The organism is Streptomyces sp. NPDC093598 (assembly GCF_044764825.1).
Taxonomy (GTDB): Bacteria; Actinomycetota; Actinomycetes; order Streptomycetales; family Streptomycetaceae; genus Streptomyces.
In genome coordinates this window covers 230,212-242,494 of record NZ_JBIWIV010000009.1, presented here as the reverse complement: position 1 = coordinate 242,494, position 12,283 = coordinate 230,212, and the positions used below count along the sequence as shown (strand labels likewise).

12 protein-coding genes are annotated in these 12,283 nt (G+C 74.1%); 7 read left to right on the top strand and 5 right to left on the bottom strand.

Annotated features, from left to right (window positions below; all coding sequences use genetic code 11):
* Positions 1 to 118 precede the first annotated feature (118 nt).
* Genes ACIRDU_RS25655 through ACIRDU_RS25635 form a run of 5 tightly spaced genes read left to right on the top strand, consistent with a single transcriptional unit; the run spans position 119 to position 4,500 of the window.
* A complete protein-coding gene (locus tag ACIRDU_RS25655; protein WP_403583142.1) occupies positions 119 to 1,420 on the top strand; it encodes an MFS transporter in 1,302 nt (433 codons plus the stop codon).
* Positions 1,417 to 2,244 (top strand): putative hydro-lyase, encoded by an 828-nt coding sequence (locus ACIRDU_RS25650; protein ID WP_403583139.1) that lies wholly within the window; start codon positions 1,417 to 1,419, stop codon positions 2,242 to 2,244. Before ACIRDU_RS25655 ends, ACIRDU_RS25650 begins: the two co-directional genes overlap by 4 nt.
* Positions 2,245 to 2,261: 17 nt before the next feature.
* Positions 2,262 to 3,020, top strand: a complete 759-nt coding sequence (locus tag ACIRDU_RS25645; RefSeq protein WP_403583136.1) for a LamB/YcsF family protein — start codon at positions 2,262 to 2,264, stop codon at positions 3,018 to 3,020.
* Positions 3,017 to 3,634, top strand: a complete 618-nt coding sequence (locus tag ACIRDU_RS25640) for an allophanate hydrolase subunit 1 (RefSeq protein WP_403583133.1) — start codon at positions 3,017 to 3,019, stop codon at positions 3,632 to 3,634. Before ACIRDU_RS25645 ends, ACIRDU_RS25640 begins: the two co-directional genes overlap by 4 nt.
* Positions 3,631 to 4,500, top strand: a complete 870-nt coding sequence (locus ACIRDU_RS25635; protein ID WP_403583130.1) for a biotin-dependent carboxyltransferase family protein — start codon at positions 3,631 to 3,633, stop codon at positions 4,498 to 4,500. Before ACIRDU_RS25640 ends, ACIRDU_RS25635 begins: the two co-directional genes overlap by 4 nt.
* A gap of 14 nt (positions 4,501 to 4,514) precedes the next feature.
* Here ACIRDU_RS25635 and ACIRDU_RS25630 read toward each other — a convergent pair whose 3' ends face one another.
* The 5 genes from ACIRDU_RS25630 to ACIRDU_RS25610 form a co-directional block, all read right to left on the bottom strand.
* Positions 4,515 to 5,381: an SGNH/GDSL hydrolase family protein gene (locus tag ACIRDU_RS25630; RefSeq protein ID WP_403583127.1), complete on the bottom strand. Its 867-nt coding sequence runs from the start codon at positions 5,379 to 5,381 to the stop codon at positions 4,515 to 4,517.
* Positions 5,378 to 6,574: a glycosyltransferase gene (locus tag ACIRDU_RS25625; protein WP_403583124.1), complete on the bottom strand. Its 1,197-nt coding sequence runs from the start codon at positions 6,572 to 6,574 to the stop codon at positions 5,378 to 5,380. The genes ACIRDU_RS25630 and ACIRDU_RS25625 overlap by 4 nt, the downstream gene beginning before the upstream one ends.
* The gene (locus ACIRDU_RS25620; RefSeq protein ID WP_403583121.1) at positions 6,571 to 7,698 is read right to left on the bottom strand and encodes a glycosyltransferase family 4 protein; all 1,128 of its coding nucleotides are present in this window, start codon (positions 7,696 to 7,698) and stop codon (positions 6,571 to 6,573) included. The genes ACIRDU_RS25625 and ACIRDU_RS25620 overlap by 4 nt, the downstream gene beginning before the upstream one ends.
* 187 nt (positions 7,699 to 7,885) lie before the next feature.
* Positions 7,886 to 9,304: a HEAT repeat domain-containing protein gene (locus tag ACIRDU_RS25615; protein ID WP_403583119.1), complete on the bottom strand. Its 1,419-nt coding sequence runs from the start codon at positions 9,302 to 9,304 to the stop codon at positions 7,886 to 7,888.
* Between the two features lie 300 nt (positions 9,305 to 9,604).
* Positions 9,605 to 9,997: an ankyrin repeat domain-containing protein gene (locus ACIRDU_RS25610; protein WP_403583116.1), complete on the bottom strand. Its 393-nt coding sequence runs from the start codon at positions 9,995 to 9,997 to the stop codon at positions 9,605 to 9,607.
* A gap of 298 nt (positions 9,998 to 10,295) precedes the next feature.
* On the opposite strand from ACIRDU_RS25610, the gene ACIRDU_RS25605 reads away from it, so the two are divergent.
* Both ACIRDU_RS25605 and ACIRDU_RS25600 read left to right on the top strand, forming a co-directional pair.
* A complete protein-coding gene (locus ACIRDU_RS25605; protein WP_399411667.1) occupies positions 10,296 to 10,490 on the top strand; it encodes a hypothetical protein in 195 nt (64 codons plus the stop codon).
* 52 nt (positions 10,491 to 10,542) lie between these two features.
* Positions 10,543 to 12,252, top strand: a complete 1,710-nt coding sequence (locus tag ACIRDU_RS25600; RefSeq protein WP_403583113.1) for a hypothetical protein — start codon at positions 10,543 to 10,545, stop codon at positions 12,250 to 12,252.
* Positions 12,253 to 12,283: the final 31 nt, after the last annotated feature.

The following is a 12,283-nucleotide window of genomic DNA, read 5'->3' as shown; positions in this document are numbered from 1 at the left end:
GTTGAACAATCCTCTACGGTGCTACGCACGGCATCGCTTTCCTCACCGCGGCGCCGACCGCTTCCGCACGGCACGGCTCACCCCGAAGCACCCTCCGTCCTCCCTCTGCGAGGTGCCCATGAGCACGAACCCTCCACCGCAGGCCCTGACCGACGACACACGCCCCGCGCTCGCCGAACCCACATCGGACGACGGGGCGTTGGGCTGGCTGCGCGCCCTGGGGCCGCGTGGCCGCCGCGCGTTCGCCGGTGCCTTCGGCGGCTATGCCCTGGACTCGTACGACTACTTCACGCTGCCGCTGAGCATGGTCGCGCTGTCCGCGTACTTCGGCCTGAACAGCGGCCAGACCGGTCTCTTCACCACGGTCACGCTGGTGGTCTCCGCGATCGGCGGCGCCCTCGCGGGGGTGCTCGCGGACCGCGTCGGCCGGGTGAAGGCGCTGATGCTCACCGTGATCACGTACGCGGTGTTCACGGTCGCCTGCGGTTTCGCGCCCAACTACGAAACGTTGCTGGTCTTCCGCGCGCTCCAAGGCCTCGGTTTCGGCGGTGAGTGGGCGGTCGGCGCGATCCTGGTCGCCGAGTACGCGAGCGCCAAGCACCGGGGCCGGACGCTCGGCGCGGTCCAGAGCTCCTGGGCCGTGGGCTGGGGCCTGGCCGTGATCGTCTACACCCTGGTCTTCTCGGTGGCCGGCGACGACCTGGCCTGGCGCATCATGTTCTGGACCGGAGCGCTGCCCGCACTGCTCGTCGTCTGGCTGCGGCGCAGTGTGCACGACGCCCCCGAGGCGACCGCGGCGCGTGAACAGAGCGCGGAGAAGGGGTCGTTCAAGGCGATCTTCAAGCCCGGCCTGCTGCGGGTCACCGTCTTCGCGGTGCTGCTCTCGACCGGTGTCCAGGGCGGCTACTACACGCTGGCCACCTGGGTGCCGACGTATCTGAAGTCCGAGCGCGACCTGTCGGTCGTCGGCACCGGCGGCTATCTGACGTTCCTCATATCGGGCGCCTTCATCGGCTACCTGACCGGCGGCTACCTCACCGACAAGCTGGGCCGGCGGCGCAACATCTGGCTCTTCGCCCTGCTGTCGGCGCTGTGCATCCTGGCGTACGCGAACATCCCGAGCGGCGCCAACACCCTGCTCCTGGTGCTCGGTTTCCCGCTCGGGTTCTGCATGTCGGCGATCTTCAGCGGTTTCGGGTCCTACCTGAGCGAGCTGTACCCGACGGCGGTGCGCGGGACGGGGCAGGGCTTCACGTACAACACCGGCCGCGCGGTGGGTGCCGTGTTCCCGACGACGGTCGGGTTCCTGGCCGACAGCTGGGGCGTCGGCGGCGCGCTGGTCTTCGGCGCGATCGGCTACGGCATCGCGGCCCTGGCGCTGCTCGGACTGCCGGAGACGCGCGGGAAGGAGCTCACGTGAACCGCACGAGCACCGAGGACCGCCCCCTGCTCCTTCTCGACGAGCAGGCGCACGCGTGGCGCCCGGAAACGGCCCGCGCCCGCTTCCGTGAGGGCCTGACAGGCCCCACGGCCGGGGTCGCCGCGGGTCACACCCAGGTCAACCTGATCGCGGTGCCCGCCGACTGGGCCTACGACATGCTGCTGTTCTGCCAGCGCAACCCCAAGCCCTGTCCGGTCCTCGACGTCACGGACGCCGGTTCCTTCACGACCGTGCTCGCCGACGGCGCGGATCTGCGCACCGACCTGCCGCGCTACCGGGTGTGGCGGGACGGCGAGCTCGTGGACGAGCCGACGGACGTGCGCGCGTACTGGCGGGACGACCTGGTGTCGTTCCTGATCGGGTGCAGCTTCACCTTCGAGTGGGCGCTCGGCGAGGCGGGCGTTCCGATTCGCCACGTCGAGCAGGGCCGCAACGTCCCGATGTACGTCACGAGCCGGCAGTGCCGTCCGGCGGGGCGGCTGCACGGGCCGCTGGTGGTGTCCATGCGGCCGGTGCCGCCCCGGCAGCTGGCGGCGGCGATCCGGGAGAGCAGTCTCATGCCGGCGGTGCACGGCAGCCCGGTGCACTGCGGCGATCCCTCGGGGCTCGGCATCGACGACCTCGGCCGCCCCGACTTCGGGGAGCCGGTGGACGCCGAACCGGACGACATCCCGGTCTTCTGGGCCTGCGGAGTGACCCCGCAGGCGGCCGTGATGGCCTCGCGTCCGCCGTTCGCCCTCACGCACGCCCCGGGGCAGATGTTCCTCACCGACGCCCGCGACGAGCAGTACCGCGTGGCCTGACAGGAGACACTGGATTCATGGCCTGTATCGACCTGAACGCCGACCTCGGCGAGGGCTTCGGCCGCTGGCGGCTCACCGACGACGAACAGCTGCTGTCCGTCGTCACCAGCGCCAATGTGGCCTGCGGTTTCCACGCCGGGGACGCGGTCACCATGCGCCGGGTGTGCGAGCTGGCGGCCGAGCGCGGCGTGCGGATCGGCGCCCAGGTGTCCTACCGGGACCTGGCCGGGTTCGGGCGGCGCGCGATGGACGTGCCGCCCGGCGAGCTGGCGGCCGAGGTGGCCTACCAGATCGGCGCCCTGGAGGTCTTCGCCCGCGCGGCGGGCGCCCGCGTGGCGTACGTCAAACCGCACGGCGCGCTCTACAACCGGGTCGTGCGCGACGAGGAGCAGGCCGCCGCGGTCGTCGACGGCGTGCTCCTCGCCGACGCCACGCTGCCCGTCCTCGGACTGCCCGGCTCGCGCCTGCTGGAGCTGGCCGGGAAGGCCGGACTGCCGGTCGTCACCGAGGCGTTCGCGGACCGGGCGTACACCGATGAGGGCACCCTGGTGCCGCGCACCCTGGAGGGCGCCGTGATCACCGACCCGGACGCCGTCGTGGAACGCTCCCTCGGCCTGGCCCGCTCCGGCGAGGTCGTCTCCCGCTCGGGCACGCGCATCGAGGTACGCGCGCGTTCCCTGTGCCTGCACGGCGACACCCCCGGCGCGGTGGAGCTGGCGCGCCGGGTGCGGGAGCGGCTGGAGGCGTCGGGGATCCGGGTGGGGGCCTTCGCATGAAGGTCCTGCCCGTCGGCGAGGACGCCCTGCTCGTCGAGGTCTCCACGGGCGACGAGGCCGCAGCCCTGCACGCGGAGCTGCTGCGGCGCCGCGCGGAGGGGTCGCTCTCGGCCCGGGAGATCGTGCCCGCGGCCCGCACGGTCCTCATCGACGGCCTCGGCTCCCCCGCCCGGCTGGCCTCCGAACTGACCGCCGCCGACCTGCCGCCCGCTCCCCCACGCGCGCGTGCGGTCGTCGAGATCGCGGTGCGCTACGACGGCCCGGACCTGGCCGACGTCGCCGCGCACTGGGGCGTGCCGGTGCGGGAGGTCGCCCGCATCCACGCGGACACCGAGTTCCGGGTCGCCTTCTGCGGTTTCGCACCCGGCTTCGGCTACCTCACCGGGCTGCCGCCGCGCTACGACGTCCCGCGCCGGGCCACCCCGCGTACGGCCGTCCCGGCCGGGTCGGTGGCCCTGGCAGGCCCGTACACGGGCGTGTACCCGCGTTCGTCGCCGGGCGGATGGCAGCTGATCGGCACGACGGACGCCGTGCTGTGGGACCACACGCGCGTGCCGGCCGCGTTGCTGTCGCCGGGCACGCGGGTGCGGTTCGTCCCCGAGGCGGGGTCATGACCGACCGTGCGCTCGCCGTCGTCCGGGCCGGGGCCCTCACAACGGTGCAGGATGCGGGCCGCCCCGGGCACGCCCATCTCGGCGTCCCCCGCTCCGGGGCACTGGACTGGCCCGCCGCCGGCCTCGTCAACCGGCTCGTCGGCAATCCGCCCGGGGCTGCCGTACTGGAGACGACCCTGGACGGCTGTGCCGTACGTCCCCGTTCCACCGTTTCCATGGCGGTCGCGGGCGCGCCCTGCCGGGTCACGGTGGACGGACGGCCCGTCGCCTGGTGCGCGCCGGTGCGCGTGCCCGCCGGGGCGCTGCTGGACGTCGGGCCCGCCGTGTCGGGCGTACGCGCCTACGTGGGGGTCTGCGGCGGCATCGCGGTCGAGCGGGTGCTCGGCAGCCGGTCGACGGATCTGCTGTCGGGGCTCGGCCCGCCCCCGCTCGCGGACGGCACGGTGCTGCCCCTGGGACGCCCGGCCGGCGGGCACGCGCGCGTGGACGTCGCGCCGCAGCCGGCGCCACCGGCCGAGCTGGTGCTGCGGGTGACACTCGGCCCGCGCGACGGCTGGTTCACACCGGAGGCCGTACGCGGCTTCGTCTCCCGCACCTACCGGGTGTCCTCCGCGAGCAACCGGATCGGGCTGCGCACGGAGGGACCGGCCCTGGAGCGGGCCCTGCCGGGCGAACTCCCCAGCGAGGGCATGGTGCTGGGTGCCGTGCAGGTCCCGCCCGACGGGCGGCCGGTGGTGTTCCTGGCCGATCACCCCACCACCGGGGGCTACCCGGTGATCGCCGTGGTCCGCCCCGCCGACCTCCCGGCCGCCGCCCAGGCGGTGCCCGGCACGCCGGTCCGCTTCGTGGCCGTACGCCGCCGTTGAACCGTTCGGGCCGGTCACCGCTGACCGGCCGGGGTCGCCGACAGGGCGGCGAGGGCGGCGGACACCGCGGCCGAGGCCCGCAGGTCGAGCCGGGTGCTCGTGCCCCGGGCGCGGTGCCGGAGCTCGTCCGCGGCCAGGGTCAGGAGCTGGGGCAGCAGGTCGGTGCACCGGCGGGCCACCCAGCCGGTGCCGGCCGTGGCCAGCCACCGCAGGCTCGCCGACCTGGTCGGGACGGGGAACTCGGGCTCGGGTGACGGCGCGGGCCCCGTCGCGAGGCCGTGCTCCGCGAGCAGTGCGTGGAAGCGCAGGGCCAGCTGCCGGTGCCCGCGTTCCGCGGGGTGCAGCCGGTCCGCGCTCCACATGGCACGGTCGGTGACCCAGTCGCCCTCGCAGGCGTGCAGGTGCAGCGCCTCGTGCCGCTCGGTCAGGGCGTGCACCACCGTGTTCACGGCCCGCTGCCGCCGGGCCAGCGGATGGGCGAGGGCCCCCGGCAGCCCGAGCATCGCGCCCGGGTCGGGCAGGCAGGCGGTGAGCAGGACCGCGCCCTGTCCGGTGCAGGCCGCGTACACCTGGTCGAGCCGGGCGGCCACGGCCTGGATGTCGAAGGTGCAGCGCAGGGTGTCGTTGACGCCGACGACGACGGACACGAGGTCGGGTCGCAGCTCCAGCGCGGCGGGCAGCTGCCGTTCCAGCACGTCCCGGGTCTGCGATCCGCTGACCGCGAGGTTGGTGAACCCGACCGGCTCCTCGGTGAGCCCGTCCGCGAGCAGCGCGGCCCAGCCTCGCCACACCCCGTCACCGACGGGATCCCCCACGCCCTCGGTGAGCGAGTCACCGAGGGCCACGAACCGCAAGGGCCCCTCGAACCGCGGGGGTCTCATGCCACGCCCCCGGGCACGAACGGCAGGACCCGACGCACAGGCACAGCCGCGTCATGCGCGGCGAGGAACGCGTCGACCGCCGCGTTCCACCCGAAGCACTCCGCACGCGCGCGTGCCGCGCCGCGCCGGTCCGCCTCCAGGCGTTCCAGCAGCAGGTCCACGGCGTCCGCGAACGCCTCCCCGTGGTCCGCCGCGACGGCCCCGGCGGAGCCGATCACCTCCGGCAGCGCGGACGACGCGCTCGCCACCACGGGCGTGCCGCAGGCCATGGCCTCCAGCGCGGCGAGCCCGAAGGTCTCGGCGGGCCCCGGCGCCAGGGCCACGTCGGCGGACGCCTGAAGGGCGCCGAGCAGCCCGCGGTCGGAGACGTGCCCGAGGAAGGTGACCGGCAGGCCGCTCTCGCGCGTCCGCTGTTCGAGCCGGGCGCGCAGCGGACCGTCCCCGGCCACCACCAGCACGGCCCGGCGCCCGCGCCGCCGCAGCGCCTCCAGGGCGTCCAGCGCCGTGCCGGGCCGCTTCTCCACGGACAGCCGCGAGCACATCACGAGCAGCGTCTCGTCCTCGCGCGCGTGCCGGGCCCGTATCCCCGGGTCGTGCAGCGCCGGGTGCCGCTGCACCAGATCGACGCCGAGCGGGGCCCGGACGACGTTGCGGGCGCCGATCCGCACGAACTCCCGCTCGGCGAACTCGGTGGTGCACACCACCCGCGAATAGGTGTGGGCCGTGCGGACGTTGAGGGCGTCGGCGGCACGCCGGGCGGCCCCCTCGGGCAGGCCCCAGGTGCGCAGCACCCCGTCGGCCGTCTCGTGGGAGACCATCACGGCCGGGACCCGGGCACGTCGCGCCCACTTGCCGGTCCACCTCAGGGTCGTCCGGTCGGACACTTCCAGCCGGTCCGGCGCGAGGTCCTCCAGGAGCCGGGCCACCCGCCGCTTGTCGGCGAGGACGCGGTAGCCGCCGGTGCCGGGCAGCAGAGGTCCGGGGAGGGTGATCACCCGCCCCTGCTCGGTCTCCCGGTCGCTCATCCGCTCGCCGGGGACCACGAGGACGGGTTCGTGCCCCGCCGCCCTGAACCCCTTGCCGAGTTCGCGCAGCGCGGTGCGCAGACCTCCGGACGACGGCGCGACGAAGTTGGCGAGCCGGACGATCCGCAGCGCCTGCCGGCCGCTGTCGCCGGAACGCGGGGCGCTCATGCCGCCACCGCCGTCCGGCGCCCGGCGAGCACCTTCGCGTAGTGCCCGATCAGCTGGTCGCCGACGGCCGCCCAGGTGCGGCCCTCGACCATGGCGCGTCCGGCGGCGCCGAAGGCGGCCCGCAGCCCGGCGTCGGCGGCCAGGGACCGCACCGCGTCCCGTACCGCGGCCGCGTCGCGCGGCGGCACCAGCAGCCCGGTGCGCCCGTGGGCGACGAGGTCCAGCGGTCCGCCCGCGGCGGGCGCCACCACCGGCAGGCCGCTGGCCATGGCCTCCTGGACGGTCTGGCAGAAGGTCTCGAACGGGCCCGTGTGCGCGAACACGTGCAACGAGGCGAAGACGCGGGCGAGGTCGTCGCCGGTGCGCCGGCCGAGGAAGACGGCGCCGGGCAGCGCCTGCTCCAGGCCGGGCCGGCTGGGGCCGTCGCCGACGATCACGACCCGGACGCCCTCCAGGCCACAGGCACCGGCGAGGAGTTCGACCTGCTTCTCGGGGGCGAGCCTGCCGACGTAGCCGACGATCAGCTCCCCGTTCGGGGCGAGTTCGCGGCGCAGGGCCTCGTCGCGCCGGTCGGGCCGGAAGCGCTCGGTGTCCACGCCGCGCGGCCACAGCTCGACCCGGGGCACCCCGTGCGTCTCCAGGTCGTGCAGGGCCGCGCTGGAGGGGGCGAGGGTGAGGTCGGCGGCGCCGTGGACGGAGCGGATGCGCCGCCAGGCGGCGGCCTCTCCGGCACCCATGTAGGTACGGGCGTAGCCGGCCAGGTCGGTCTGGTAGACGGCGACGGTGGGGACGCCGAGGCGGGCGGCGGCGGCCATGCCGCGCACGCCGAGGACGAAGGGGCTGGCGAGGTGGACCACATCGGCACGGTGCTCGATGAGGGTGGCGGCCAGGCGGCGGCTGGGGAGGGCGACGCGGACCTGGGGGTAGCCGGGGAGCGGGAGGGAGGGGACGTGGACGACGGGGCACGGCGCGAAGGCGTCGGGTTTGTTCCCGGGCGCGGGGGCCGGGGCGACGACGACGGGGACGTGACCGCGATCGACGAGGTGCCGGGCGGTCTGTAGCGCGCAGTGGGCCACGCCGTTCACATCGGGGGGAAAGGATTCGGTCACGATGACGACACGCATACCGGTGTTGTCGCCGTGCCGGACGTGGCCGCGTCAACGTGGATCTTTCCGGCCGAGGAACGTCCTATGAGCGTTCTGAGGCGCACCCGCGCAGGTCAGGCCGTGTCCATGCCCTCCTGACCCGCGAGTCACCCCACGTTCACCCTGGAGGCGGGAAGCCGCCCCGGCATCCCCTCGGGGAGGGGGGTCACACAGCGGTCTCCTCCGGACCGATCCGGCTGCGCACGGCCGTCTGCACCTCGTCCTCCTCGGCCGGGTCGGCGGCGAGCCGGCGCAGTCGCTCGACGACGCGGGTGTCTCCGGTCTCGGCGTGCCGGGCGGCGATCTCCCGGGTGGTCTCCTCGCAGTCCCACAGGCACTCGACGGCGAAGCCGGTGGCGAAGGAGGGGTCGGTGGCGGCGAGGGCCCGGGCGGCCCTGCCGCGCAGATGGGAAGAGGCGGTCTCGCGGTAGACGTGGCGGAGCACGGGGGCCGCGCAGCCGATGCCGAGCCGGCCGGTGCCGTCCACGAGGGTCCACAGCGTCTGCGCGTCGGGGCCTTCGCCCCGCACGGCCTCGCGCAGCGCCGCGAGGACCAGGTCGCGGTCCTGCATCCCGCCCCGGCAGGCGAGGACGCGTCCGGCGGCGGCGCCCAGGGCGTCGGGCCGCCGGGCCCAGCCGCGCGCCCGGTCCACGGCCGCCAGTGAGCGCATGCGTTCGAAGGCGTCGACGGCGGCGTCCACGACGAGCGTCGAGCCGGTGGCCACGGCGCCCTCGATCAGATCGAGGGCTTCGGGATCGTTGCCGTCGGCGAGGTACCTGAGGGCGGTGCACCGGGCTCCGTCGGTGCCGTCCTTCGCCGCCCGGACGATCTCTGCCCGGTCCTCGGGCCCCGCCACTGCGGTGAGACAGCGGGCGGCCGGCACATGGAGGGCGGCACCCCTCTCGATGCCCTGCTGGGCCCACTCGAAGACGGCCTGCACGCTCCACCCCGGCCGGGGGCCGGACGGCCGCATCTGGCGCTGCCAGCGGTCGAAAGAGCCCGTCTCGTGGGCGGCACGCACGCGCGTGGCGACGGATTCGCGCGGATCCTGGGCCCACAGCCGCCACGGCCGGGGCTCGAAGGCGTCCCGGACGGTGGCGGCCAGCTCGGCGTCGCCCTCCGGATCGGCCGGGAACCGGGCGAGGACGGGTGCGGCGAGGGCGCGCAGGCCCGCGTCGTCGTCCCGGAGCGCCAGCTCGTCGAGGGCCCAGGCCCAGTTGGAGCCGTGGGCGGCGTACCTGCGCAGCAGTTCGAGCGCGTCCCGCCTGCCGTAGGAGGCGAGGTGCCCGAGGACGGCGAGGGCGAGCCCGGTGCGGGACTCGTCGGTGTCGAGGACGTCCTCGGCGCAGAAGAGATGGGCCTCGACCTCGTCCAGCTCGCCGTTCAGGTCGAGGTAGAGGCGGGCGTAGTAGAGGGAGCGGTTCTCCACCTGCCAGTCGTGGCGGGGATCGCGCAGCACGCAGTGGTTCAACGCCGCCAGCGCCTCGGGGCGCGGAGCGGTGAGCGCGTGCAGCGTGCCGTCGCCGCGGCCCCGCTGGAGCAGGCCGAGCAGCGTACCGCTGGGCGCTATGACCGGATCGAACATGGGAAACAGCCTCACATCAAGCGTCGACGCAACCGGGGACGTGTACTACCTGGCCGCGCGACAACACGTCGGAGTGCCCGCCGTTTCCTGCTTGCTGTAGACCATCTTCCTCTGCCTCTCGTCGGTGGCCCTTGCGGACCGCGTCACGGCCCGCGCGGTGCGGCAACACCTGCCCAACCATCACGTCCGTGAAGCACTTCGTCATGATGACTCGGCACTCTCGTCTGCCGCGACCGAAATTTCGGCGGCCCTGTACCGCCTCCCCCGTTTTCCCTGTCGTTCCTGGTCAGACCGGTCGGCTCAGTGCTCGCCGAACAGTTCGAGCAATTCCTTCCGTCCGAACATCCGAGCGGTGTCGACCGCCGAGGGCGTGCCGGCGGACGGGTCGGCGCCGCCCTCCAGGAGTGCTTTGATCACGTCCGTCTCGCCCTTGAAGACCGCCCCGGCGAGCGGGGTCTGGCCTCGGTCGTTGACCCGGTCGGCCTCGGCGCCGCGGTCGAGCAGCGCACGCACCGCGTCGGCGTGGCCGTGATAGGCGGCGAGCATCACGAGCGAGTCGCCGCGGTCGTTGGTGAGGTTGGCCGGAACACCCGCGTCGACGTACGCCACGAGCGCCTCGGTCTGTCCCCGCCGGGCCAGATCGAAGATCTTGGTCGCCAGCTCCACGACCTCGGGGTCGGGGACTTCGGTCATCTGCCGGACCGCCTCTCCACTACGCGTCTCCTCGGGTGCGTACGCCTGCGAGGGGCGCAGCCGTACGAGTGAATCGCCAGGGTACTGGCTCGCGCGGCACATGACCCGATGTGCCCGAGGTAAAGATCACCACAGACCCGGACAAGCGCAACAGCCCGGCTCCACGAGACCCGGGACCACCCCACCGCACAGGGGAAATCGTTCGAATTTCACCCAGTTGCACCTTTTATCGTATGGATACATCCTGTGAGCCTGGAAGTACTCATGGTGACTGTCCCCGCGAACCAGGAGAACCCAAATGATCCTCTCCATCTCAGGCGTGGTCCTGCTCGGCATCGTCGTCTTCATCTTCTTCCGCAAGGACGGACTGAAGGCGTCGCATGCCGTGGTCGCCATGCTGTTCGGCTTCTATCTGGCGAGCACGGCCATCGCCCCGAGCATCAAGGCGGGCGGCGAGAGCCTGGCGAGCCTCCTCGGCGGAATCAGGTTCTGACGGCCTCGTTCCCCGTGCGCATCCCACTCGTACGCACTCACCGGAGGCAGTAGTGGCCCGGCGCCCCCTCCCCCGCATTCTGAGCAACGGCAGCGCGCAGCTCGCCCGGAGCCGGGAGCTGGCCCGGACGGCCGCCGACAGCGCCACCGACGTCCTCCACCCGCTGATCACGATCACGCGGGGTCTGCGCCGGCTGGCAGCGGCCGGGCGGCGCAGATGGATCGAGACCCCCAAGGAGCGACGGGGGGCGCTGTTGTTCCTGGTGGCCTCCGTGATCCTGGTCGTGGCGCTGGCGCCGTACGGACCGCTGCTCGCCGTCATCACCCTGATGACGGCGGCGGCCTGGCAGGGCCGGGACCGCTCCCCGGCGGCCTCCGACGGGCCCGACGAGTCGCAGAGCCGGCGGCTGCAGTCGCTGTACGAGGCGCTCGTGCCGCACTTCTCCGCCGCCGAGGACCCCGAGCCGTTGTACTCCCACGGCGGCGCGTGGGACAAGGCCTTCCCCACCTACGCGTTCGACGGAGGCGGCCGGATTGCTCAGCTGGTGGTGCGCTACCCGGCGTACTTCACCGACGGCGAGGCCGAGGCCCGCACCCGGATCGAGCACCTCCTCGCCGCCAAGTCGGGCCGGGGCCGCGAATACCACTTCACGTGGGACGAGGAGGGCAACCAGTTGACGGTCAGCGTGCTTCTGCCGCTGCCCGTCGACATCGCCGCCCAGCGTTTCGTCACCGCCCCCGGCGAGACGGTCCTGGGCTTCACCGACCTCACCCGGGTCCAGCGCACCCTCCCCCTCACCTGCGGGGAACAGCGGCGGGACGTGCCGCCGGTCGTCTGGCGCACGGGCCCGCGCTCCACCGAGCCGCACCTGCTGGCTCTCGGCCAGCCGGGCACCGGCATCTCCACCCTGCTGCGGTGCATCGCCCTCCAGGCCCTGCAACACGGCGACGTGGTGATCGTCGACGGCGGGGGCACCGGCGAGTACGCCTGTCTGACCGGCCGCGACGGCGTCCTGGCCGTCGAGGCCGGGCTCGCCGGGGTCACGGCCAGCCTGGAGTGGGCCGCGACCGAGACCGAGCGCCGCCTCATCGCCGCCAACCGCGCCCACCAGGCGGGGCACCCGCCGCCCGACGACACCAAGCGCCCGCTGTGGATCCTCCTCGACCGCCCGACGGCGTTCACCCACCTGGCCGCCGCGGACAGCCGCAAGGATCCGCAGGCGCTCCTCCAGGTCCCCCTCCGGCACGGCCGCCCGGCGAACGTGACGGTGGTCGTGGCCGACCAGCTGGACAGCATGGACGCCCTCAGCGATCCGGTACGCCGGCACACCCGCGCCCGCGTGGTCCTGGGCCCGGCGACGGCGGAACAACTCGAGTCGGTCCTGGGCGCCCCCCCGCACACCACCCCCGTCGACCAGCTCCCGCCCGGCCGCGGCTACGCCCGTCTGGGCGCGGGTCCCGTCCACCGGCTCCAGGTCCCGGTCACGCCGAACCCCTACGACGACGCGACGCCCGACGCCCTCTGCCAGGCGGTCCTGGACCTCCTCCCACCCCGGACGACCCCGGCGGACGGGGAGACGATTCCGGAGCAGGACCAGTCGGCGGGCGAGCCGGAGCAGGTACCGGCCGCCGAGGAACCGGAGCCGGTGGCGCCGCAGGCAACGCAGGCGCCGGAGCCCGAACCGGTACCGGCCCTTCGGAGGGACCTCCCGCCGAAGCCGGTCCCGGTCCTGACGAAACCGTCGGAAGCGGATCACTCGTAGCGACACCCGGCCGGGGGCGATCCCCTCCGCA

Bases quoted from the DNA above. Each gene is read 5' to 3' on its own strand.
- ACIRDU_RS25605 (WP_399411667.1), top strand. From the start codon at position 10,296: ATGATCCTCTCCATCTCAGGCGTGGTCCTGCTCGGCATCGTCGTCTTC.
- ACIRDU_RS25655 (WP_403583142.1), top strand. From the start codon at position 119: ATGAGCACGAACCCTCCACCGCAGGCCCTGACCGACGACACACGCCCC.
- ACIRDU_RS25620 (WP_403583121.1), bottom strand. From the start codon at position 7,698: ATGCGTGTCGTCATCGTGACCGAATCCTTTCCCCCCGATGTGAACGGC.
- ACIRDU_RS25610 (WP_403583116.1), bottom strand. From the start codon at position 9,997: ATGACCGAAGTCCCCGACCCCGAGGTCGTGGAGCTGGCGACCAAGATC.
- ACIRDU_RS25640 (WP_403583133.1), top strand. From the start codon at position 3,017: ATGAAGGTCCTGCCCGTCGGCGAGGACGCCCTGCTCGTCGAGGTCTCC.
- ACIRDU_RS25635 (WP_403583130.1), top strand. From the start codon at position 3,631: ATGACCGACCGTGCGCTCGCCGTCGTCCGGGCCGGGGCCCTCACAACG.
- ACIRDU_RS25645 (WP_403583136.1), top strand. From the start codon at position 2,262: ATGGCCTGTATCGACCTGAACGCCGACCTCGGCGAGGGCTTCGGCCGC.
- ACIRDU_RS25615 (WP_403583119.1), bottom strand. From the start codon at position 9,304: ATGTTCGATCCGGTCATAGCGCCCAGCGGTACGCTGCTCGGCCTGCTC.
- ACIRDU_RS25630 (WP_403583127.1), bottom strand. From the start codon at position 5,381: ATGAGACCCCCGCGGTTCGAGGGGCCCTTGCGGTTCGTGGCCCTCGGT.
- ACIRDU_RS25625 (WP_403583124.1), bottom strand. From the start codon at position 6,574: ATGAGCGCCCCGCGTTCCGGCGACAGCGGCCGGCAGGCGCTGCGGATC.